Annotated in this window: 19 protein-coding genes and 1 pseudogene; 16 read left to right on the top strand and 4 right to left on the bottom strand. The window is 72.2% G+C overall.

The genetic code is table 11. The features are described from left to right. Positions 1-19 precede the first annotated feature (19 nt). The gene (locus tag CSC64_RS05550) at positions 20-1504 is read right to left on the bottom strand and encodes an AAA family ATPase (protein ID WP_162434333.1); all 1485 of its coding nucleotides are present in this window, start codon (positions 1502-1504) and stop codon (positions 20-22) included. Positions 1505-1634: 130 nt separating this feature from the next. Here CSC64_RS05550 and CSC64_RS05545 point away from each other — a divergent pair, with 130 nt between their 5' ends. From CSC64_RS05545 to CSC64_RS05505, 9 genes are all read left to right on the top strand, one after another. After that, positions 1635-2267: a ParA family protein gene (locus CSC64_RS05545; RefSeq protein WP_162434332.1), complete on the top strand. Its 633-nt coding sequence runs from the start codon at positions 1635-1637 to the stop codon at positions 2265-2267. 19 nt (positions 2268-2286) lie between these two features. Continuing rightward, the gene (locus CSC64_RS05540) at positions 2287-2760 is read left to right on the top strand and encodes a SixA phosphatase family protein (RefSeq protein WP_162434331.1); all 474 of its coding nucleotides are present in this window, start codon (positions 2287-2289) and stop codon (positions 2758-2760) included. Positions 2761-2764: 4 nt separating this feature from the next. Then, positions 2765-3346 carry a YceI family protein gene (locus tag CSC64_RS05535; RefSeq protein WP_162434330.1) on the top strand — a complete coding sequence of 194 codons (582 nt, stop codon included), beginning with the start codon at positions 2765-2767 and terminating at the stop codon, positions 3344-3346. Beyond that, the gene (locus CSC64_RS05530; RefSeq protein WP_162434329.1) at positions 3343-5289 is read left to right on the top strand and encodes a phospholipase D family protein; all 1947 of its coding nucleotides are present in this window, start codon (positions 3343-3345) and stop codon (positions 5287-5289) included. The genes CSC64_RS05535 and CSC64_RS05530 overlap by 4 nt, the downstream gene beginning before the upstream one ends. Before the next feature lie 25 nt (positions 5290-5314). Then, positions 5315-5746, top strand: a complete 432-nt coding sequence (locus tag CSC64_RS05525) for a hotdog fold thioesterase (RefSeq protein WP_162434328.1) — start codon at positions 5315-5317, stop codon at positions 5744-5746. A 68-nt stretch (positions 5747-5814) separates the two neighbouring features. Then, the gene (locus CSC64_RS05520; protein ID WP_162434327.1) at positions 5815-6615 is read left to right on the top strand and encodes a lysophospholipid acyltransferase family protein; all 801 of its coding nucleotides are present in this window, start codon (positions 5815-5817) and stop codon (positions 6613-6615) included. A 92-nt stretch (positions 6616-6707) separates the two neighbouring features. Further along, positions 6708-7691, top strand: coding sequence for a YheT family hydrolase (locus tag CSC64_RS05515; protein WP_162434362.1), 984 nt, complete (start codon positions 6708-6710; stop codon positions 7689-7691). 102 nt (positions 7692-7793) lie between these two features. Next, positions 7794-9872, top strand: coding sequence for a tetratricopeptide repeat protein (locus tag CSC64_RS05510; protein ID WP_162434326.1), 2079 nt, complete (start codon positions 7794-7796; stop codon positions 9870-9872). Positions 9873-9892: 20 nt separating this feature from the next. Beyond that, positions 9893-10504 (top strand): YbhB/YbcL family Raf kinase inhibitor-like protein, encoded by a 612-nt coding sequence (locus tag CSC64_RS05505; protein WP_162434325.1) that lies wholly within the window; start codon positions 9893-9895, stop codon positions 10502-10504. A gap of 267 nt (positions 10505-10771) precedes the next feature. Here the strand turns inward: CSC64_RS05505 and CSC64_RS05500 are convergent, their stop codons facing one another. Together CSC64_RS05500 and CSC64_RS05495 are read right to left on the bottom strand one after the other, a co-directional pair. Then, entirely contained in the window at positions 10772-11635 is an 864-nt protein-coding gene (locus CSC64_RS05500) for an META and DUF4377 domain-containing protein (protein ID WP_162434324.1), read from the bottom strand. Positions 11636-11747: 112 nt separating this feature from the next. Beyond that, positions 11748-12542 carry an undecaprenyl-diphosphate phosphatase gene (locus CSC64_RS05495; RefSeq protein WP_162434323.1) on the bottom strand — a complete coding sequence of 265 codons (795 nt, stop codon included), beginning with the start codon at positions 12540-12542 and terminating at the stop codon, positions 11748-11750. 223 nt (positions 12543-12765) lie between these two features. Here CSC64_RS05495 and glnA point away from each other — a divergent pair, with 223 nt between their 5' ends. The 7 genes and pseudogenes from glnA (at position 12766) to CSC64_RS05460 (ending at position 20760) form a co-directional block, all read left to right on the top strand. After that, a complete protein-coding gene (glnA, locus tag CSC64_RS05490; RefSeq protein ID WP_162434322.1) occupies positions 12766-14175 on the top strand; it encodes a type I glutamate--ammonia ligase in 1410 nt (469 codons plus the stop codon). Positions 14176-14467: 292 nt separating this feature from the next. After that, positions 14468-14806: a P-II family nitrogen regulator gene (locus CSC64_RS05485; protein WP_162434321.1), complete on the top strand. Its 339-nt coding sequence runs from the start codon at positions 14468-14470 to the stop codon at positions 14804-14806. A 20-nt stretch (positions 14807-14826) separates the two neighbouring features. Next, on the top strand, positions 14827-16353 hold the full coding sequence (locus CSC64_RS05480) for an ammonium transporter (RefSeq protein ID WP_162434320.1): 1527 nt from the start codon (positions 14827-14829) through the stop codon (positions 16351-16353). 265 nt (positions 16354-16618) lie between these two features. Beyond that, positions 16619-17355, top strand: a pseudogene (locus tag CSC64_RS05475) (N-acetylmuramoyl-L-alanine amidase). 60 nt (positions 17356-17415) lie between these two features. Beyond that, on the top strand, positions 17416-18465 hold the full coding sequence (locus CSC64_RS05470) for a two-component system sensor histidine kinase NtrB (protein ID WP_425501680.1): 1050 nt from the start codon (positions 17416-17418) through the stop codon (positions 18463-18465). After that, entirely contained in the window at positions 18462-19913 is a 1452-nt protein-coding gene (ntrC, locus tag CSC64_RS05465) for a nitrogen regulation protein NR(I) (protein WP_162434318.1), read from the top strand. The genes CSC64_RS05470 and ntrC overlap by 4 nt, the downstream gene beginning before the upstream one ends. Before the next feature lie 283 nt (positions 19914-20196). Beyond that, entirely contained in the window at positions 20197-20760 is a 564-nt protein-coding gene (locus tag CSC64_RS05460) for a superoxide dismutase family protein (protein ID WP_162434317.1), read from the top strand. A gap of 17 nt (positions 20761-20777) precedes the next feature. Here the strand turns inward: CSC64_RS05460 and CSC64_RS05455 are convergent, their stop codons facing one another. Next, positions 20778-21662 carry a hypothetical protein gene (locus tag CSC64_RS05455; RefSeq protein ID WP_162434316.1) on the bottom strand — a complete coding sequence of 295 codons (885 nt, stop codon included), beginning with the start codon at positions 21660-21662 and terminating at the stop codon, positions 20778-20780. Between the last annotated feature and the right edge of the window lie 101 nt (positions 21663-21763).

Below are 21763 nucleotides of genomic sequence, written 5' to 3'. Positions count from 1 at the left end.
GGGGCGCCCGGCGAGCGCCTCAGTCGGCCGGCACCGTGCGCTCCAGCGCCCACGCGCGCAGTTCGGCGACCTGTTCGGCCATCAGCACCGACAGCGGCCGGGTGCCGCGGATCTCGGCCATCAGCAGGTCGGTGTCCAGCGCGCGCTGTTCGGCGTGCGCGGCGTACAGGCCGGAAACGATGGCCTGCTCGATCTCCGCGCCGGAGAAGCCGTCGGCCGCTGCGGCCAGCGCCGGCAACGCGAACGCCTCCGGCTCCAGGCCGCGTTCGCGCAGGTGGATGCGCAGCAGCTCCACCCGCGTGTCCGGATCGGGCAGGTCGACGAAGAAGATCTCGTCGAAGCGGCCCTTGCGCAGCAGTTCCGCCGGCAGGTGCCGGACCTGGTTGGCGGTGGCGACCAGGAACACCGGCGCCTTGCGCTCGGCCATCCAGGTGAGCAGGTAGCCGAGCACGCGCCGCGACACGCCGCCATCGCCGTCGCCGGCATCGGCGGCCACGCCCTTCTCGATCTCGTCGATCCACAGCACGCACGGCGCCAGCTGGTCGGCCGAGGCCAGCGCCGCGCGCAGGTTCTGCTCGGTCTCGCCGTGGTATTTCGCATACAGCGTGCCGAAATCCAGGCGCAGCAGCGGCACCCCGAAGCCGCCGGCGATCGCCTTGGCCAGCAGCGACTTGCCGCAGCCCTGCACGCCCAGCAGCAGCACCCCGCGCGGCGGGTCGAGGCCGGGTGGCGGAGTGCCGGCGAACGCGGCGCGGCGCTGGCCGATCCAGCGCTTGAGCCGGCGCGCACCGGCGACGTCGTCGAAGCCGGCGGTGTCGTATTCGTAGTGCAGGTGGCCACTGCGGTTGAGCAGTTCGAACTTCAGCTTCGCCAGCTGCGGCAGGTCCGAGGCGGTGAGCGCGCCGTCGGCGTGTATCAGCTGGCGGGCGATGCGGCGTGCGTCGTGCAGGTCCAGGCCCTGCAGGTGGCGCACGATCTGGCGCACCGCCTCCTCCTCGGCCTCGACCCGGCGGCCGCCGTTCTCGCGCGCGTAGGCGACCGCTTCCTCGCGGACCAGCTTCAGCAGCGCGCCGGCATCGGGCAGGCGCGGGCGGAAGCGCACCGCCAGCGCCTCCAGCTCGGCCGGCAGTTCGACCCTGGCGCCGACCAGGACCAGCACGTGCGGCTGGCAGCCGCGGCGCTGGACGATGTCGCGCAGCAGGCGCTGGTGGCTGGCGTAGCCGAGGTAGGGATGGAAATCGAGCAGCACGTAGATGCCGCGCTGGTCGGCGTCCTGGATCGCGCGCAGGACCGAGGAGGCGTCGGGCGGGCCCTCGGCCGGGTCCTCGCGGTCCAGGTCCATCCGCCGCAGGCCCTCGGTGATCGTCCAGCGGTGCAGGGCGCGCCAGACCTGCATCAGCGACTGCCGGAACAGTTCCACCACCCGCTCCTCGTCGCGGGTCTCGATCACGATCAGCGGGGTATTGGCCCGGATCAGGGCGGTCAGGTCCTGCAACTGGCTCATGGCGCGTCCGTGGAAAGGGCCGGCGCACGATAGCAAGCGCGCCGGCCCGCGGTCCCGCCGGTCCGTTCCTACCGCCTTCAAGAGGCCCGGTGTACCCTGCGGGACAGCCAATACCGGAGGCAGCGCGCGCATGAAGACGATCCTGGTGGCCGGTTCCAAGGGCGGGGTGGGCAAGACCACCATCGCCACGCACCTTGCGGCGCATTCGGCGCTGCAGGGCAAGCGCACGGTGCTGGCCGACGCCGATCCGCAGGGGTCGGCGACCCGCTGGGCCGAGCGGCGCGCGGAACTGGACAGCGCGGTGCTGCCGATCGACGCCAGCCGTCGCCGCGCCTGGCGCACCTGGCTGCCGGACGATGCCGAGCGGGTGATCATCGATGCCCCGGCCGGGGCCATGGCCGACGACCTGGACAGCTTCATCGACCACGCCGACGCGATGGTGGTGCCGGTGCAACCCTCGGCGCTGGACATCGAGGCCACGGTCGCCTTCCTCAACACCGTGGCCAAGGCCAAGCGGGTCAGGAAGCAGAAGCTGCCGGTGGGCCTGGTGCTCAACCGCAGCAAGCCCTGGACCAACGCCAGCCAGCAGGCGCTGGAGATGCTGAAGACCTGGCCCTACCCGGTGGTGGCGCAGCTGCGCGACACCCAGGCCTACGTCGTCCTGGTCGGGCTGGGCCGCAGCCTGTTCGACTACCACTCCGCGCAGGTGCGCGAGCACCAGGCCGACTGGGAGCCGCTGCTGAAGTGGCTGGCCAAGGCCTGAGCGGACGGAGGAGGGACGCGTGCGCGAACTGATCCTGTTGCGGCATGCCCATGCCGAGCCGGCCACCATCGGTCAGGCCGACCTGGACCGCCCGCTGTCGGCGCAGGGGCTGGCCGAGGCCGAGGCCGCCGGGCGCTGGCTGGCCGCCCACGGCCTGGCCCCGGACCGGATCCTGTGCTCGCCGGCGCGGCGCACCCGGGAAACGCTGGAAGCGGTGCTGGCCAGCACCGGCTACGCCGAACAGCGCCTGGAGCCCTCGATCTACGAAGCCACCCCCGGCACCCTGTTCGGCCTGCTGCAGGCGCAGGCGGACGTGGAGCGGCTGATGCTGGTTGGCCACAACCCGGGCATGGAGCGGTTGGTGGCGCTGCTGCACAGCGGCCAGTCCGGCGAGTACCGCGGCATGCCGACCGCGGCGGTGGCGGTGCTGGCGTTGCCGGCAATACCGATCGAACCCGGACAGGGCCGGCTGACCGCCTTCTGGTGGCCCTGAACCGATGCGCGGATCGGGCGGACAGGCGTGGCTGTCCTGCGCGCTGGTGCTGCTTGCCGCTTCGGCGGGCGCGCAGGAAGCCGTGCCGCCTTCGCGGTTCGATCCGGAACGCAGCGCCCTGGGCTTCGAGGTCCGCACCCGCTTCGGCCAGCACCTGGACGGCGATTTCCCGCACTACGAAGGCCGGGTCGAAGAGCTGCCCGACGGTCGCCGCCGCGTCCACATCCGCGTGGCCACTACCGAGGCGCGGATCCCGGACCGGCCGCGCTACACCGCCTGGATGCGCGGGTCCAGCTTCTTCGACGCCGAACGCCACCCGTGGATGGAGTTCGTCTCCGAACCCTACCCGGCCGGACTGCTGCACGAGGGCGGCACGCTCGAAGGCACGCTGACCCTGCGCGGCGCCAGCCACCGCGAACGGCTGCAGGTGGCGCCGGCCAGCTGCGAGCGCCCGGGCCGCGACTGCGACATCCTGGTGCGCGGCGACATCGAGCGCAGCCACTACGGCATGCGCGAGTGGCAGGTCGCGCTGGCCGACGCGGTGCGGCTGACCGTGCGCGTGCGCCTGCTCGAGACCGCGCCGTGAACCACTGGCTGCGCTGGCTGTGCGTGCCGCTGCTGCTGGCGACCACCGCCTGCAGCACGATGTCGGACAGGAAGCTCGACCGCGCCGCCGCGATCGCGGTCGCCGGCCGCAACGCCACCCTGGACTGCGACCGCCCCGACCGCTGCGCGGTGCCCTCGGAGCTGCGCGACCTGGCTGGCCGTGCCTTCGCCGAGACCGCGGCCGCGCCCGACGCGGCGCCGCGCCACTACGCGCTGATCCTGGACGAAGGCGGCGAAGCGCTGCTGGCGCGGATCAACCTGCTGCGCAGCGCCACCGACAAGATCGACCTGCAGACCTACATCTTCGACACCGACGACAGCGCGCGGATGGTGATCGAGGAGCTGCTGGCCGCGGCGCGGCGCGGGGTGAAGGTGCGGTTGCTGATCGACCAGCTCTCGGCGATCTCCGACCTGCAGGTGCTGGCCGCGCTTGCCGGCGCGCACCGGAACCTGGAACTGCGCATCTACAACCCGACCTTCAACCTGGCCATGCCCGACTACCTGGACTACGCGGCCAGCGTGATCTGCGGCTTCCGCCGCTTCAACCAGCGCATGCACAACAAGCTGCTGGTGGTGGACGACGTGGTCGGCATCGCCGGCGGGCGCAACTACCAGGACGACTATTACGACTGGGACGCCGAGTACAACTTCCGCGACCGCGACGTGCTGGTGGCCGGGCCGGCCGTGGCCGCGATGGAGCACAACTTCGCCCTGTACTGGAGCGACAAGCGCAGCGTGCCCGCCGAACACCTGGACGACGTGGCCAGGGTGCTGCTGGCGCAGGGCGTGCCGCCGCTGCCGGCGACGCGGCCGGCGCACCCGGAGCGCATCGGACTGATGTCGCGCGCCGCCGCCGACGCGGCGCTGGTGCGCGAGCGGCTAGTGGAACGGGCGCTGCCGGTGGGTGAGGTGTCCTACCTGGCCGACCTGCCGGAGAAGCACCACGAGGGCGGCGACGACACGCCGTCGCTGGGCCTGGCCGAACTGCTGGCCGGTGCACGCGAGGAGATCCTGCTGCAGACCCCGTACCTGGTGCTGTCCGACGAGGCGCTGGACATCTTCCGCGGCCTGCGTGCGCGCGAACAGCCGCCGAAGGTGCTGGTCTCGACCAACAGCCTGGCCGCGACCGACAACCCGATCGTCTACGCGCTCACCTACAAGTACAAGCGCCGCAACGTGCGCGAACTGGGCTTCGACATCTACGAATACATGCCGTTCCCCGCCGACCCGCCGGTGGATCCGGCGCTGGGCGCGCGCTGGCCGGCCGATCCGCAACCCGGCACGCCGCCGCCCGCGCGCAGTGGGCTGCCCGGGGGCAGCCTCGGTAGTCCGGGCGGGAGCGGCGGCGTGGACGACGGCCAGGTGGCGGACAAGCTGCGCACCGAGACGCGGCCGTCGCTGCTGAGCACGAGCACGCCGGCGAACCGTCCGGTGCCGGTGGACGGCGAGGGGCCGCGCACCGGCCTGCATGCGAAATCGGTGGTAATCGACCGGCGCATCGGCGTGATCGGCACGCACAACTTCGATCCGCGCAGCGAGACCTACAACACCGAGGCGGTGGTGGTGATCGAGGATCCGGCGTTCGCGCAGGCGCTGGCGCAGAGCATCGAGCGCGACATCGCGCCGGGCAATTCCTGGGTGGTGGCGCCGCGGGCCAAGCCGCCGGTGCTGTCGGGCCTGAACTACAGCATGGGCAAGGTGCTGGAGGCATCGCCGATCCTGGACCTGTGGCCGTGGCGCTACGCTACCAACTACGTGTTCCAGCCCGGCCCCGACTGCCCGGCGCCACTGCCGCGCCGCGATCCCGGCTTCCACCAGTGCTACGTGTCCGTGGGCGACTTTCCCGAAGTCGACCTGGGCCCGAAATCGATCTTCACCCGCATGCTCACCGCCTTCGGCGCCGGCCTGGTCCCGATCCTCTGAAGCAGCAAGCCACCTGGAGCCCGCCATGGTTTTCCGCGCCCCCGTTTCCCTCGACCAGCTCAACGCGCTCAGCCGCGGCACCCTGATCGAGCACCTGGGCATCGTCTTCACCGGCGCCGGCGAGGACTGGGTGCGCGCTACCATGCCGGTGGAGCCGCATACCCGGCAGCCCTACGGCCTGCTGCACGGCGGCGCTTCGGTGGTGCTGGCCGAGACCCTCGGCAGCAGCGCCGGCAACCTGTGCCTGGATACCCGACAGCAGATGGCCGTCGGCCTGGAGATCAACGCCAACCACCTGCGCGCGGTGCGCGGAGGCACCGTCACCGGCACCGCGAGCGCCGTGCACGTGGGCCGCAGCACCCAGGTCTGGGACATCCGCATCGAGGACGAGCGCGGGCGCCCGGTGTGCGTGTCGCGGCTGACCCTGGCGGTGGTGCCGGTGACCGCGCCGGCGTAGGGCCGGCACCGCCACGCCCCGCGATTCCGCTACCGCTGGCGTATCGCGCCGCGGTATCGTGCGCGTCCATGGAACCCGCCCCCCCACGCGCGGACCGTGCCGGCGCAGTCGCGCGCACGTGCCGCTACCTCTACCGTGTCCCGCTGCTGCTGCTGCATGTCCTGCTGCTCCTGCCGCCGACCCTGCTGTGCCTGGCGCCGCCGCTCAGGCGCATCGGCTGGGGCGAGGAAACCCTGGGCGAACGCGCGGTGCGCGCCTGGTCGGCCGGGCTGATGCGGATCTTCGGCTTCCGCCTGCGCCGCTTCGGCACGCCGCTGCCGGGCGCGGCCCTGTTCGTGGCCAACCACGTCAGCTGGATCGACATCGAGATCCTGCACAGCCAGCGGATGATGGGCTTCGTCGCCAAGCAGGAGATCCGCGGCTGGCCGCTGGTCGGCTGGCTGGCGGCGCAGGGGCAGACGATCTTCCACCAGCGCGGCAGCAGCGACTCGCTCAGTGGAGTGATGGAGCTGATGGTCGAACGCCTGCGCGAAGGCCGCGCGGTCGGCGTGTTCCCCGAGGGCCGCACCCGCGGCGGCGCCGAGGTCGGGCCGTTCCATGCGCGCATCTTTACCGCCGCGGTCGAGGCCCACGTGCCGGTGCAGCCGGTGGCCCTGCGCTACGGCAGCCGCGGCGAGGCGCAGACCCTGGTCGCGTTCGGCCCGCGCGAGAACTTCCTGCAGAACTTCCTGCGCCTGCTGGGCGAACGCACGCGCGTGGCCGAGGTGCATTTCCTCGAGCCGATCCCGCCCGGCGGCGACGATGCCGGCGGCCGCCGCCGCATCGCCGGACTGGCGCGCGAGCGGATCGTCGCAGCCATGGAAAGCTGAACCGCGCGGCCTTCACTTGCGCCGCCGATGCTGCGGTGCAGAATGGCGCCATGGCCGAGCCCGCCGCCCCCGCAAGCGCCACCGCCGACCCGCTGGACGCCGCCGACTACCGCCCGCCGCGCCTGCTGCGCAACCCGCACCTGCAGTCGGTGCTCGGTTCCAGCAGCCTGCGCCGGCGGCACGGCCTGCGCGCGCTGGCCGCCACCGGTGCGACCACGTCCGAGCACATCCTCGACGGCGGCAACGGCGCGCGCCTGCAGGGCTGGCACAGCCAGCTGCCTGGCCGCGCGCCGCGCGCCACCGCGCTGCTGCTGCACGGCTGGGAAGGCAGCGCCGAATCGGGCTACATGCGCCTGGCCGCCGCGCGCCTGCTCGCCGCGGGGCTGGACGTGGTCCGGCTGAACTTCCGCGACCACGGCGACACCCACCACCTCAACGAGGAACTGTTCCACTCCAACCGGATCGACGAGGTGGTGCACGCGGCGGCGGACATGGTCCAGCGACTGCGCGTGCGCGACCTGGTCGTGGCCGGTTACTCGCTGGGCGGCAACCATGCCTTGCGGCTGGGCCTGCGCGCGCGCCTGGCCGGGCTGCCGCTGCGGCACATCGCCGCGGTGTGCCCGCTGGTCGACCCGGGCCGGACCATGGCCAGCATGGAACGCGCGCCGCAGATCTACGACTGGTACTTCCGCCGCAAGTGGCGCAGTTCGCTGGTGCGCAAGCGCGAACTGTTCCCCGAGCGCTTCGGCTACGACGACGCGGCCCTGGGCCAGGACATGCGCGGGCTGATCGACATGCTGGCGCGACAGCACGCCGGCTTCGGCAGCGTCGATGAGTACTTCGACAGCTACTCCATCGCCGGCGACCGGCTGGCGGCACTGGACGTCCCGGCCAGCATCCTGATGGCCGAGGACGATCCGGTGATCCCGATCGACGATTTCCGCGACTGGCGGCTGCCGCCGGTCGCGGCGCTGGAAGTGGCGCGCTGGGGCGGCCACTGCGCCTTCGTCGAGAACTTCGCCGGCGACGGCTTCGCCGAGCGCTGGGTCGCCGAGCGACTGGCCGCCGCGGTCTGAGCGCAGTCGCCCGGCCGCACCGGCAGGCGGGCACCGGGTCGGTGCGCGGGGGAATGCCGGGCAGGACGCGCTAGACTGCGCGTTTTCCGCTGGATTTTCCCCATGCACGACCAGATCCTCCAGGCCCTGCGCCGCGATGCCGCCGACGAAGCGGTGCGACTGGCGCGGGAGTGGCTCGCCGCTGCTCCCGACGACGCGCAGGCCTATCGCTGGCTGGCCACCGCGCAGCGCCAGCAAGGCGAGGCCGACGCCGCCCTCGACAACATTTCCCGGGCCATCGCCCTGGATCCGGAGAACGCGGACCTGCACCTGGAGCGCGCCGGGCTGTTGCTCGGCATGCGCCAGATCGGCGAGGCCGAGGCCGACCTGGCCCGCAGCACTGGACTGGACCCCAATCAGTTCCAGGCCTACGTGGCACGGGCCCACCTGGCCCTGGGCCGGGGCGACCTGGACGAAGCGCAGCGGCTCAGCCGCACCGCCGCACGGGTGTCGCCGGACGATCCGCAGCTGGCGGCGATCGACGGCATCGTGGCCCTGCGCCGCGGCGACGCGGACGGGGCGCTGGCGATGCTGGCCGCGGCCGCCCGGCGCCTGCCGGACGATCCACGCCTGCTGCATGCGCTGGGTTTCGCCTACCTGGCCAAGGGGCACTGGGCCTTCGCCGAGCAGGCCTTCCGCCGGGTGATGGAGATGATGCCGGCCACCGCCGGCCTGCAGGTACTGATCGCGCAACTGGCACTGCGCCAGGACCGCCCGCGCGACGCGTTCAACGCGATGGATACGGTGCTGGCCAACCCGGCGACCGACACGCCGGCCATGCGCCGCGTGGCGGGAGAAATGCGCTTGCAGGCAGGTTTTCCCGAGCGCGGCCTGCCCTACCTCAAGCAGGCCCTGGCCGCCTCGCCCGGTGACCCGCACACGCTGCGCGCGCTGCTGGCGGCCTGGGAGCGGCTCGGTGCCTTCGACGAGGCGCGTGACACCCTGGAGGCGGCGCTGGCCACGGCGCCGGCCGAGCACGCGCTGTGGCAGGCACGGCTGGCGCTGGAGGCGGCCGGCAGCGAACCGGCGGGCGAGGTGGCCCGGCGCTGGGGCGAGGCGATGCCGGAACACGTGCCCGCGCTCGAGGTCCTGATGGAGCTGCACGACAAGGCCGGCGAATCCGACGCGGCCGAGGCCCTGGCCCGGCGCATCGCCGCGCTGGAGCCGTACCGGCCCAGCGCGGTGCGGCGCCTGAGCGAGGCCCTGCTCCTGCACGACCCGGACCAGGCCGTGGCCTACGTCGAAGACTTGCTGGCGTCGGCGTCCGAGCGCGAGCGGCTGGCGCTGCAGCACTGGCTCGGCTCGGTCCAGGACCGGGCCGGCCGCCCTGCCGATGCGCTGCGCACCTGGACCGCGCTGAACGCCGGACAGGTCGGCGAGCGCCTGCCGCTGCCGCCGCGGACCGTGGGCGAACTGAAGTGGCCGGCGATGGGGCAGTTGCCGGCGGCCGAAACGGTCGCCGGCGGACCCGTACTGGTCTGGGGCGCGCCCGGCTCCGGTGTGGAGCGGTTGATCGCGGTGCTGGACCACGCCAGTCCGTACCTGCGCGGCGACCGTTTCGGCATGAACACCCCGCCGGACGCCTTCCAGAAATACACATCGGTGGCCGACCTGCTGGACGGCAAGCTGGACCCGGCGGCGATGGTGGCCGAGTGGCGCGCGCTGCTGCCGCGGCGCGGTCTGCCCGACCAGCGGGTGATCGACTGGCTGGGCTGGTGGGACAACGCGTTCCTGCTGGCCCTGCGCCCGCACCTGCCCGAGGGGCGGCTGCTGGTCGCGCTGCGCGATCCGCGCGACATGCTGCTGGACTGGATCGCCTACGGCGCGGCGCTTCCGCTGGCGGTGGAAACGCCGGAGAAGGCCGCCGAATGGCTGGCCGGCGTGCTCGAACAGGTGGCCGACCTGGCCGAGCGGGACCTGTACCCGCACGGCGTGATCCGCCTCGACGGCATCGAGGCCGATGCCGATGCGGTCGCCCAGGCGGTGCGGAGCATGTTCGCCGATCCGCGGATCCCGACCCCGCCCACGGTGGGCGTGGCCCGCTTGCCGGCGGGGCACTGGCGCCGGTACGCCGAGGCCCTGGCCGGGCCGTTCGCGACCCTGGCGCCGGTGGTCGCGCGGCTGGGCTACCCTGAAACCTGAGCCGGCCCGAGGAGCGGTGCATGCGTATCTGGAGCGACAGTTTCGAATCCCGCGGCGCGATCCCGGCGGAGTTCGCCATGGGCCAGGCCGACGGCTTCGCCGCCAACCGCAATCCGCATCTGGCCTGGGACGGGGTGCCGGAGGGCACCAGGTCCTTCGCCCTGCTGTGCATCGATCCGGATGCGCCGACGGTGGCGGAGACGGTGGGTCGCGACGACCTGCAGATCCCGGTGGAGCAGCCGCGCGGCGACTTCGTGCACTGGGCGGTGGCCGATATCGCGCCGGACGTGCGCGATATCGCTGCCGGCAGTTGCAGCGACGGCATCACCGCGAAGGGCAAGCAGGCGCCGCCCGGCCTGGCCGGCGCGCGCCAGGGCCTGAACGACTACACCGGCTGGTTCGCCGGCGATGCGGCGATGGGCGGCGACTACTTCGGCTACGACGGCCCGTATCCGCCGTTCAACGACCTGCGCGTGCACCGCTACTTCTTCCGCCTGTTCGCGCTGGACGTGGCCGCGCTGGAACTGCCGCCGCGCTTCACCGCCGCCGACGTGCAGCGCGCGATGCAGGGTCACGTGCTGGCCGAAGCCTCGGTCTACGGCACCTACACCCTGAACCCCGCACTCCGGTAGCCCGCCCGACCGGTCCCCCTCTGTAGGAGCCCACTTCAGGGGGCGACCCGACGTCGTCGGGATACGCCGCGCTCAACGCGACATCTCCTCCGGATCGTCCGCGTCGAACGTCGCTTCGGCCAGCCACATCGGGTCGCCCCCTGAAGTGGGCTCCTACAAGGAGCCGCCGCGGCTACCCGCTAGACGCAGCGCTTCCCCGGCGGCCGCACAGGCAAGAAAAAGGCCGCCCTTTCAGGCGGCCTTCCCCTTCGCGGTGTGTGGCAACGATCAGCGCTTCACCTGCTCCGACTCCACCACCATGTCCAGCACCCAGGCGTAGCGCGAAGCGTCGGCCGGCACGTCCTTGCGCGTGTAGCGGTCGATGCGCAGCACGTTGCGCACGCCCGGCTGGTGGGTGTAGCCCTCGATTTCGTCGAAGAAGTTCTGCCACTCGCCCGGCTCGCCGACCTTCAGGCCGTTCTCGTCGAAGCGGATCTCGCGCACCTGCAGGCACTGCTTGTCCGGGATCAGCGGGTGGCTGCACGGCTTCGTCTCCGGGCCGACCTCCAGGAAGACCCGCTCGGCCGGGCCGCCGAAACGGGTGGCCGGGGTCGGCGTGCCCTGGAACACCAGGCGGTCGCCGCCGGCATTGGTGAGCACCAGCTCCGGGGTGTCGCCGGCGGTGGCGGCCAGGGCCAGTTCGCCGGCCAGGCGCGTGCCGACTTCCGCGTCCAGCGCCATCAGCTTCGGATCCGGGCAGGCCATCATGGTCGAGGCCATCGGGCCGAGGGTCAGGGTGTCCCCGGCCAGGGTGTAGCCGCCGGCCATGCGGTTGCAGGTGTTGGACACCACCAGGCGGCCGTCGACGAAATCCAGCTGCAGCGGCTTGTCCGCATTGGCGAACAGCGCCTCGATGCGCTGGCCCTGGGCATCGGTGGCCGAGGGCAGCGTCCAGTGGTGGGCCGGAAGTAGCGCGGCGGCATCGGCCGCGGCGGGGAGCGCCGGCGGTGCCGCCGGGTCGGGCGTGGCCGCCGCCGGCAGCTCGCCCGGCGGTGGCTCGGTGGAATCGGCGGCGGGCCTGTTGCACGCGGCCAGGACCAGCGGCAGGGCCAGGGCGAGCAGGAGCGGGCGGTGGTTCTGCGGGAATTTCATCGAAGCCTCCGTGACGTGGCCGGCACCGGTGCCGGCGGGGTGTGTCGGGTCGATGCGGCGATGGACAGAACGGCTGGATGCCCCGCCCGGGGTTCAGCCGGCGTGAAGGCGCTCAGCTGCCGGCAGGCATGAACGCCAGCAGGAGCAGGCCGAGCACGATCCGGTAGACCGCGAATCCGGTGAAGCGGTGCCGCTTGATATACCCCATCAGCCAGCGCACCACCACGAAGCCGGTCGCCGCCGCGGAGATGAAAGCCACCGTCACCGCGGCCCAGTCCTCGCCGCCGAGGGCGTCGTCGCGGACCAGTTCGAGGAAGGCGAAGGCGCTGGCCGCGAACATGGTCGGGATCCCGACCAGGAACACGAACTCGGTCGCCGCCGAGCGCCGGCTGGTGCCGGCCAGCATCGCCAGGAAGATCGCCGCGGCCGAGCGCGAGGTGCCGGGGAACACCCCGGCCACCACCTGCGCCAGACCGACCAGCACCGCCACCTTCCAGGTCACCGTGGCCACGTCGCCGCGCTTTTCGGCGTAATGCTCGGCCACAAGCATCCAGATGCCACCCAGGACCAGCGCCCAGGCTACCGGCGCCACCGTCTCCGGCAGCTCCCAGCCGGCCAGCCGCACCGGCAGGCCGACCACCGCCGTGACCAGGAACGCCACGCCCAGCTTGGCCACGTAGTCGCGGTTGCCCGGGTCGTGCAGCCCGGTGGCCAGTTGCCACAGGCGCGCGCGGAAGGCCAGGGTCACGGCGAGGATCGCGCCGGCCTGGATGACGATGTTGAAGAAGTCCGAACGCGCGCCCAGCCAGTGCTGGGCGATCAGCAGGTGCCCGGTGCTGGAGATCGGCAGGAACTCGGTCAGGCCTTCGAGGATGCCCAGCAGCAGGGCGGTAAGCAGGTCGGACACGGGCCGGGGACCGGAGCAGGCGGGCGCACAGGATAAGCGAGCGGCGCCGCACACGGTTTTGCACCTTTTTGGTTCCAGGTGCTCGCCATAGAATGCACCTGATTGGTGCGCATGATTCCGCCGTGGGTGCGCGGCCGATTGAAATCAACGACTTGCGAGTACCCGGGAGTTGGCACGCGGCCTGCTATGCCATCCGTATCCATCAACCCCGAGGTCGCAAGCGATGTCCGTGGAAACCGTAGAGAAGCTGATCAAGGACAACCAGGTCGAGTTCGTCGACCTGCGTTTCGTCGACATGCGCGGCGTGCAGCAGCACGTGACCTTCCCGGTGGGCATCGTCGAACCGTCCCTGTTCGAGGACGGCAAGATGTTCGACGGTTCGTCGATCGCCGGCTGGAAGGGCATCAACGAGTCGGACATGGTCCTGCTGCCCGACCCCGACACCGCGGTGCTCGACCCGTTCACAGCCGACCCGACCCTGATCCTGACCTGCGACGTGCTCGATCCGGCCACGATGCAGGGCTACCAGCGCTGCCCGCGCGGCATCGCCAAGCGCGCCGAGGCCTACCTGAAGTCGCTGGGCATCGCCGACGTGGCGTTCTTCGGCCCCGAGCCCGAATTCTTCATCTTCGACGCGGTGCGCTTCGCCAACGACATGGGCCACACCTTCTTCAAGATCGAATCCGAGGAAGGCGCCTGGAACTCCGGCACCAAGTACGAAGGCGGCAACACCGGCTACCGCCCGGGCGTGAAGGGCGGCTACTTCCCGGTCGCGCCGACCGACTCGCTGCACGACATCCGCGCCGAGATGTGCAAGGAGCTGGAAGCGGCCGGCATCGAGGTCGAGGTCCACCACCACGAAGTGGCCACCGCCGGCCAGTGCGAGATCGGCACCAAGTTCGCCACCCTGGTGAAGAAGGCCGACGAGCTGCTGACCACCAAGTACATCATCAAGAACGTCGCCCACCGCAACGGCAAGACCGTGACCTTCATGCCCAAGCCCATCGTCGGCGACAACGGCAGCGGCATGCACGTGCACCAGTCGCTGTCCAAGGACGGCAAGAACCTGTTCTCCGGCGACGGCTACGGCGGCCTGTCGCAGATGGCGCTGTGGTACATCGGCGGCATCTTCAAGCACGCCCGCGCGATCAACGCCTTCGCCAACTCCGGCACCAACAGCTACAAGCGCCTGGTGCCGGGCTTCGAGGCGCCGGTGATGCTGGCCTATTCGGCGCGCAACCGCTCGGCTTCGTGCCGCATCCCGTGGGTGTCCAGCCCGAAGGCGCGCCGGATCGAGATCCGCTTCCCCGATCCGCTGCAGTCCGGCTACCTGACCTTCACCGCGCTGATGATGGCCGGCCTGGACGGCATCCGGAACCAGATCGACCCGGGCGCGCCGAGCGACAAGGACCTGTACGACCTGCCGCCGGAAGAAGAGAAGCTGATCCCGCAGGTGTGCTCGAGCCTGGACCAGGCGCTGGAAGCGCTGGACGCCGACCGCGAGTTCCTCAAGGCCGGCGGGGTCATGAGCGACGACTTCATCGACGGCTACATCGCGCTGAAGATGCAGGAAGTGACCAAGTTCCGCGCCGCCACGCACCCGCTGGAATACCAGCTGTACTACGGCAACTGAGCAGGACCGGTCGCGCGTGGCGGGGAACCGCGCGCGACCGGCCGGCGCCCGCCCCGCGCGCGCCGGGAAAGAACAGCTTCACCGCAACACCGCTGCATGCAGTAGAGGGAAGAAGGGGATTCACGGGCCTGCATGACCTCCCCCAAGAAGTCGGAAGCAAGCCCTGAACCGGTGTGCCGCGGCCAGTACGGCGCGGCCATGTCGGCGGGACGTCGCGTGCCGGACCGGACGCATCCCGCCAGTTCCGAACGCCGGCCCGCGTGGCCGGACCCACCACCATCGGGATGCGAACATGAAACTGATCACCGCCATCATCCGGCCGTTCAAGCTTGACGAGGTGCGCGAAGCCCTCGCCCAGGCGGGCGTGTCCGGCATCACCGTGACCGAAGTGAAAGGCTTCGGCCGCCAGAAGGGCCACACCGAGCTGTACCGCGGCGCCGAGTACGTCGTCGACTTCCTGCCCAAGATCAAGATCGAAACCGTCGTCACCGACGAACGCCTGGACGCGGTGCTGGAAGCGATCCAGCAGTCGGCCGGCACCGGCAAGATCGGCGACGGCAAGATCTTCGTCACCACGGTCGACCAGGTCATCCGCATCCGCACCGGCGAAATCGGCGCGGACGCGATCTAACCCCACCCGGAGCAGCCCTCATGAAGAAGCCTTTTGTGGCCGGGTGGAAGACCCGGTTCCATGCCGTGTGCCTGTCGATGCTCGTTTCGGCCATGGCCACGTTGTCATTCGCCGCGCAGGCGCAGGAAACCGCAGTACCGCCGGCGACCGGTGATGTCGCCGCGCCCGCACCTGCCACCGCACCCGTGGATGCCACCGCCGCGGACAAGGCGGCCATCGCCGCCGAACTCGATGCGGCCGCCGCCACCGTCGTCACCTCCATGGCCGCGGCGGTCCAGGCTGCCAGCGAAGCCGAGCCCGCACCCGCCGCCACCCCGGTGGTGGAGAAGGGCGACGTCGCCTGGATGCTGACCTCCACGCTGCTGGTGCTGCTGATGGTGGTGCCCGGCCTGGCGCTGTTCTACGGCGGCATGGTCCGCGCCAAGAACGTGCTCTCGGTGCTGGTGCAGGTGGCGGTGGTGTTCTCGCTGCTGGCCGTGCTGTGGATCGTGTACGGCTACAGCCTGGCGTTCTCGGGCGAAGGCGCCTGGGTCGGCAACCTCGACAAGCTGTTCCTGCGCGGCGTCGGCGTCGACACGCTGGCGGCGACCTTCAGCGAAGGCGTGGCGCTGCCGGAGTACGTGTTCGTCGCTTTCCAGGCGACCTTCGCCGGGATCACCGGCGCGCTGATCGTCGGCGCCTTCGCCGAACGCGCCAAGCTGGCCGCGGTGCTGCTGTTCGCGGTGATCTGGTTCACCTTCGGCTACCTGCCGCTGGCGCACATGGTCTGGGCCACGGGCGGCTTCCTGTTCGAGAAGGGCGCGCTGGACTTCGCCGGTGGCACGGTGGTGCACATCAACGCCGGCGTGGCCGGCCTGGTCGGCGCGTACTTCGTCGGCAGGCGCCTGGGCTACGGCCAGACCGCGCTCAAGCCGCACAACGTGACCCTGACCTTCGTCGGCGCCTCGCTGCTGTGGGTGGGCTGGTTCGGCTTCAACGCCGGCTCCAACCTGGAAGCCACCGCCGGCGCGGCGCTGGCCTTCCTCAACACCCTGGTGGCGACCGCCGCGGCGGTGCTGGCGTGGGCGCTGACCGAGAAGCTGGTGAAGGGCAAGTCCTCGGCGCTGGGCGTGGCCTCGGGCATGGTCGCCGGCCTGGTCGGCATCACCCCGGCTGCGGGCCTGGTCGGTCCGTTCGGCGCGGTGGCCATTGGTTTTGCCGCCGGCGTGGTCTGCGTGTGGGGCGTCACCGGCCTGAAGAAGCTGCTGGGCGCCGACGACAGCCTGGACGTGTTCGGCGTGCACGCGGTCGGCGGCATCGTCGGCGCGATCCTTACCGGTGTGTTCGCCGCGCCGTCGCTGGGCGGCACCGGTGGCGAGGACTTCAGCATCGGGTCGCAGGTCGCGATCCAGGCGCTGGGTGTGGGCCTGACCATCGCCTGGATCGGCGTGGTCTCGGCGGTCGGCTTCACCGTGGCCAGGCTGGTGTTCGGCTTGCGCGTGGACGAGGAGGCCGAGCGCATCGGCCTGGACATCACCTCGCACGGCGAGTCCGCCTACGAGGCGTGATCCAGGCTGCAACCGGCCCCCGGCGCGCTGCCGCGGGCCGGGTTCCCTTCCGGTGCGGCCGGGTGTTCCGGCCGCGACCGGGTGACGATCCGGGTTGATGCATCGCGACCCGGGGCGCAGCGCGACCCGCATCGCCGAGGTGATTCCGTGTTCCCGGCATTTTCCAGCAGTGTCATCCGCCAGCGCCGCCCGCTGCGGAGCCGTGTCCGCAGGCGCGCGCGGGACGCCTGCTTGCCTTCCGCGGCGCATGCCGCTGCAATGGGCCATGGCCATCCGCTGGATCCCCGCCCTCATCTGCGTGTTGCTGTGCGCCTGCGCGCAGGCGCCGGTGCGCAACCCGATCGCGCAGTGGGAGCCCTCGCCCAACCACGACGCGCGCCGCGCCACGATCATCGTACTGCATGCGACCGAGCAGGATTCGGTGGCGCAGAGCCTGCACACGCTGAGCACGCGCAACAGCGGCGGGCCGGTGAGCTCGCACTACCTGGTCGGCGCCGACGGCGCGCTGTACCAGCTGGTCGAGGATTCTCGCCGCGCCTGGCATGCCGGCGGCGGCAGCTGGGGCACGATCGACGACCTGAACTCGGCGTCGATCGGGATCGAGCTGGACAATGACGGCGCCGCACCCTTCCCGCCGGCACAGGTCGAGGCGCTGCTGCGCCTGCTCGACGACCTGTGCCTGCGCCTGCGCATCCCGCGCCACGCGGTCATCGCCCACGCCGACCTGGCGCCCACGCGCAAGCGCGACCCCGGACCGCAGTTCCCGTGGCAACGCCTGGCCGAGGCCGGCTACGGGCTGTGGCCGGATCCGGCCGATGGCGAACCGCCGCCGGGCTTCGATCGTGGCTGGTGATGCAGGCGATCGGCTGGCCGCGGGCCGACCGCGATGCGGCCGGGCGCGCCTACCGCCGCCACTACCGCGGCGACGAGGCCGCGGTGCTGGACGCGCAGGACCTGCGCATCCTGCATTCCCTGGTCCTGCAGGCCCGCCGCCAGCGCTGAGGGCGGGAACGACGGCGGAATCCATTCGCGGCGGCCCACCATTTGCACTAAATTGGTGCAATGGACATGACGGCCCCCGCGCCCACCCTCGACCAGCTCGGCACCCCGGTGGCCTGGACCGACCGCCAGGCGCGGATCACCGGGGTCAATCCGGCGTTTCCGCGCTGGCTCGGGGTCGGTCCGCGGCGCCTGCTCGGCCAGCCGCTGGCGGCGCTGGAACTGGAAGGCGACGCGGTCGCCCGCTTCCTCGCCGAAGACGAGCGCGAGGTGCTGCGCCTGCACCGGATCGCGCTGGGCATGCCCGGCGAGGCGGCGCGCTTCGCCGATGGCTGGATCACCCGCACCGCCGACGGCTGGCTGCTGGAAGCGCACCCGGCCGACGCCTTCCCCGCCGGCGACCCGGCCCAGGCCCTGCCCGGCGCGCTGCAGGCCGCACTCAAGGGCCTGGCGCACGAACTGCGCAATCCGCTGGCCGGCCTGAAGGGCGCCGCCCAGCTGCTCGCCCGCCGCGCCGGGCAGCGCCCGGAGGCCCGCGACGAGGGCGAACTGATCGAGCTGATCGGTGCGGAGATCGACCGGCTCGGCCAACTGGTCGAGCAGCTGATGTCGCCGGCGCCGCAGCGCCCGCACGCGCCGCTGAACATCCACGCCGTGCTCGAGCGGGTGCTGCGCCTGGCCGAGGCCGAGGGCGGCTGGAGCGTGCGCGTGCAGCGCGACTACGACCCGTCGATCCCCGAGTTCGCCGGCGATGCCGACCGCCTGGCCCAGGCGGTGTGGAACCTGGTCCGCAACGCACTGCAGGCCGGTGCCTCGACCCTGGTGCTGCGCACGCGGGTGGAAAGCGGGCTGCACATCCGCGAACACCTGCATGCGCGCGCGCTGCGGGTGGAGATCGTCGACGACGGCCGCGGCGTGCCCGACGAACTGGCCGAGCACCTGTTCCTGCCGCTGGTCAGCGGCCGCGCCGAAGGCAGCGGCCTGGGCCTGGCCCTGGCCCACCAGGTCGCGCGCGAGCACCGCGGTTCGCTGACCTTCCGCTCGCGCCCGGGCCACACCGTCTTCACCCTGCTGCTGCCGCAGAACGAACCCGAAGGAGCCACCACGCCATGACCGCGGACACCGACGACAGCCGCCGCGTCTGGGTGGTCGACGACGACCGCTCGGTGCGCTTCGTCCTGGCCACCGCGCTGCGCGACGCCGGCTACGAGGTCGACGGTTTCGAGAACGCCGCCAGCGCGCTGGCCGCGTTGCGCGTACGCGGCGCCCCGGACCTGCTGTTCACCGACGTGCGCATGCCCGGCGAGGACGGCCTGGTGCTGCTGGACCGGCTCAAGGCCGCGCATCCGCAGCTGCCGGTGATCGTGATGTCGGCCTATACCGACGTGGCCAGCACCGCCAGCGCATTCCGCGGCGGCGCGCACGAATTCCTGTCCAAGCCGTTCGACCTGGACGATGCGGTGGCGCTGGCCGCGCGCGCGCTGCCGGCGGTCGCGGCGCCGCAGCCGGCGCCGGAGCCCGGGCCGGAACTGCAAGGCACGGAGGCCGCGGCCGACCTGATCGGCGATACCCCGGCCATGCGCGCGCTGTTCCGCGCGATCGGCCGGCTGGCGCAGGCGCCGCTGTCGGTGCTGATCACCGGCGAGACCGGGACCGGCAAGGAACTGGTGGCCAACGCGCTGCACCGCGAATCGCCGCGTGCGTCCGGCCCGTTCGTCGCGCTCAACACCGCCGCGATCCCGGCCGAACTGCTGGAGAGCGAACTGTTCGGCCACGAGGCCGGCGCCTTCACCGGCGCGCAGAAGCGCCACATCGGCCGCTTCGAGCAGGCCGACGGCGGCGCCCTGTTCCTGGACGAGATCGGCGACATGCCGGCTTCGCTGCAGACCCGGCTGCTGCGGGTGCTGGCCGAGGGCGAGTTCTTCCGCGTCGGCGGGCGCGAACTGATCCGGGTGGACGTGCGCGTGATCGCCGCCACCCACCAGGACCTGGAGACGCTGGTCCAGCAGGGCCGCTTCCGCGCCGACCTGCTGCACCGGCTCGACGTGGTGCGGCTGCGGATCCCCGCGCTGCGCGAGCGGCGCAGCGACATCCCGCTGCTGGCCGACACCTTCCTGCACCGCGCCGCGCGCAGGCTCGGCGCCGGCGCCAAGCGTTTCGATCCGGCTGCGCGGGCCGCGCTGCAGGTGCTGGACTGGCCGGGCAACGTGCGCGAACTGCAGAACCTGTGCTGGCGCCTGGCCGCGCTGGCGCCGGGCGAGACGATCACGGTGGCCGACCTGGAGGACGTGCAGGCGCCGGCGCCGGGCACCGTCCAGGCCGTGGCCGCCGTCGCCGGCGCGCCGGGCGGATGGGACCACCAGCTCGCGCAGTGGGCGCTGGCCTGCCTGCAGGCCGGAGCGCGCGACCTGCACGCCGAGGCGCGCGAACGCTTCGACCAGGCCCTGCTCGGCGCGGCCCTGGAACACACTGGTGGCCGCCGGGTGGAAGCAGCCGCCCTGCTGGGCGTAGGCCGCAACACCGTCACCCGCAAACTCGGCCCCGCCCGCAAGCGCCGCTGAGACAAGCCCTCGTCGCCCCTTCGCCCCTTTCCGCCCCTCGCCTGCTTCGCCCCCTTCGGCCCCTTCGACCGCCTGTAGGAGCCCACTTCAGGGGGCGACCCGGTGGCATTGAAGGCGCGGAGCTCAACGCGTCGTCTCCGGAGCGGTCGCGCTGTTCGCGGCTGTGTCCGGGCGGCGTCGGGTCGCCCCCTGAAGTGGGCTCCTACAACCGCAGCCCCCGTTCATGCGGCATCGACTGGCGGGTTGCTTATGCTGTGGTCCCCTTCCGGCACGGAGTACGACCATGCGCATCGCCCACGCCTCGCTCGGCCTGCTCACCCTGGCCACGCTTGCCGCCTGCAGCAGCACGCCGCCGGCTTCGACCTCCGCCACGCCCGCCGCGACCAGCACCGCGCAGCAGGCCACGGCCGTACTGGCCTCCGCATCCGGCAGCCGCGTCAGCGGCAAGCTGACCCTGGCGCCGATGGGCGATGGTGTCCACCTGAGCGGCGAAGTCGGCGGCCTGGCGCCGAACGGCCAGTTCGGCTTCCACGTGCACGAGAAGGGCGACTGCAGCGCGGTCGACGCGACCAGCGCGGGTGCGCACTTCAACCCGGCGGCCAGCGCCCACGGTCGCGCCAGCACCGCCGTGCACCACGCCGGCGACATGGACAACATCGCCTCCGATGGCAGCGGCGTGGCCAAGGTCAACGTGCACCTGCGCGGGGTGACCCTGGGCGGCGGCGCGGCCAACGACATCGCCAACCGCGCGGTGATCGTGCACGCGGCGCCGGACGACTACCACACCCAGCCCACCGGCAACGCCGGCGCGCGCCTGGCCTGCGGCGTGATCAAGGTGACGCGCTGACGGAGCGCCGGGCAGGGTCAGCCGAGCAGCGCGCGTGCGTCGTCGCTGCCGTTGCAGTGCACGTACAGCACCGGGATGCCGTGCGCTTCCAGTACCGCGGAGAACTGGCGCTGGCGGGCGAGGAAGTGTTCGTACACCCGCTGCATCCGTTCGCACTCGCCCTCGTTGCCGCCCATCGCGGCGGCGTAGTGCCGGCACCAGCCGGCGGGGTCGAACAGGGCCATGCGTACTTCGCCGCCCTCCAGGCGCAGCAGCGGTTCGGCGCCGGCGTCCAGCCATTCCACCGCCTGCGGCGCCAGCAGCGCGGCCTCGACCAGGTTCCACAGCGGTGCCAGGCCCTGGTTGTCGTACTGCATGGCCATCATCGCGGCCAGGTCGTGCGCGGTGAGGTAGCGGGCGTGCTCGATCCGCGCGCCGAAGCCGTCCTGGGCGAGCAGCGCGGTATCGGCCGCGGCCATGCCGAACTGCAGCAGCTTTTCCTCCAGCGCGTCGGCGACCGCATCGACCGCACCGGCGTCGCCGGACAGCAGGAACGGCAGCACGCGCAGGCCGCCGCCGGCCAGTGCCGGTTCGGCCTGGAACGGCAGCGGCACCACGCCGCCGGCATCGGCACCGAAGGCGAGCACGCGCGGGCCCGCGCCACGGCCCGGCGCACGCGCGTGCAGTTCCTGCAGGCGCTGGTGCAGCGGCCAGCCAGGGCGCAGCGCCTCGGCCGGGTCGAAGTGGGCGGCGGCGAGCACCAGGTCCAGCCCGGCGGCACCTTCGACCAGCCCGGCCAGGTCGCGGCCCACGCGCGTGGCCAGTTCGCCGGCCGCTTCCGGCGCCAGCGCCGGGCGTTCCGGCGCGGCACCGCCGGCCAGTTCCAGCGCGAGCACGCCCCTGGCCACCTTTGACTCAGTCATGGCGGTCGCTCCGGTAGCGGGTGCAGGCGGGCGGGGCGCAGGCGGGCGGCGCGAAGGCATCGCGCCCGCGCAGGGCGTCGCAGGTGGTGGGTCCGTTCATG

It is taken from the genome of Pseudoxanthomonas koreensis (genome assembly GCF_010093225.1).
GTDB lineage: Bacteria > Pseudomonadota > Gammaproteobacteria > Xanthomonadales > Xanthomonadaceae > Pseudoxanthomonas > Pseudoxanthomonas koreensis.
This window is presented reverse-complemented; position numbering and strand designations above follow the sequence as displayed.

Coding starts and splice junctions, on each gene's coding strand:
- CSC64_RS05545 (WP_162434332.1), top strand. CDS start 1,635: ATGAAGACGATCCTGGTGGCCGGTTCCAAGGGCGGGGTGGGCAAGACC.
- ntrC (WP_162434318.1), top strand. CDS start 18,462: ATGACCGCGGACACCGACGACAGCCGCCGCGTCTGGGTGGTCGACGAC.
- CSC64_RS05525 (WP_162434328.1), top strand. CDS start 5,315: ATGGTTTTCCGCGCCCCCGTTTCCCTCGACCAGCTCAACGCGCTCAGC.
- CSC64_RS05510 (WP_162434326.1), top strand. CDS start 7,794: ATGCACGACCAGATCCTCCAGGCCCTGCGCCGCGATGCCGCCGACGAA.
- CSC64_RS05550 (WP_162434333.1), bottom strand. CDS start 1,504: ATGAGCCAGTTGCAGGACCTGACCGCCCTGATCCGGGCCAATACCCCG.
- CSC64_RS05470 (WP_425501680.1), top strand. CDS start 17,416: ATGGACATGACGGCCCCCGCGCCCACCCTCGACCAGCTCGGCACCCCG.
- CSC64_RS05455 (WP_162434316.1), bottom strand. CDS start 21,662: ATGACTGAGTCAAAGGTGGCCAGGGGCGTGCTCGCGCTGGAACTGGCC.
- CSC64_RS05520 (WP_162434327.1), top strand. CDS start 5,815: ATGGAACCCGCCCCCCCACGCGCGGACCGTGCCGGCGCAGTCGCGCGC.
- CSC64_RS05485 (WP_162434321.1), top strand. CDS start 14,468: ATGAAACTGATCACCGCCATCATCCGGCCGTTCAAGCTTGACGAGGTG.
- CSC64_RS05505 (WP_162434325.1), top strand. CDS start 9,893: ATGCGTATCTGGAGCGACAGTTTCGAATCCCGCGGCGCGATCCCGGCG.
- CSC64_RS05535 (WP_162434330.1), top strand. CDS start 2,765: ATGCGCGGATCGGGCGGACAGGCGTGGCTGTCCTGCGCGCTGGTGCTG.
- CSC64_RS05460 (WP_162434317.1), top strand. CDS start 20,197: ATGCGCATCGCCCACGCCTCGCTCGGCCTGCTCACCCTGGCCACGCTT.
- glnA (WP_162434322.1), top strand. CDS start 12,766: ATGTCCGTGGAAACCGTAGAGAAGCTGATCAAGGACAACCAGGTCGAG.
- CSC64_RS05480 (WP_162434320.1), top strand. CDS start 14,827: ATGAAGAAGCCTTTTGTGGCCGGGTGGAAGACCCGGTTCCATGCCGTG.
- CSC64_RS05500 (WP_162434324.1), bottom strand. CDS start 11,635: ATGAAATTCCCGCAGAACCACCGCCCGCTCCTGCTCGCCCTGGCCCTG.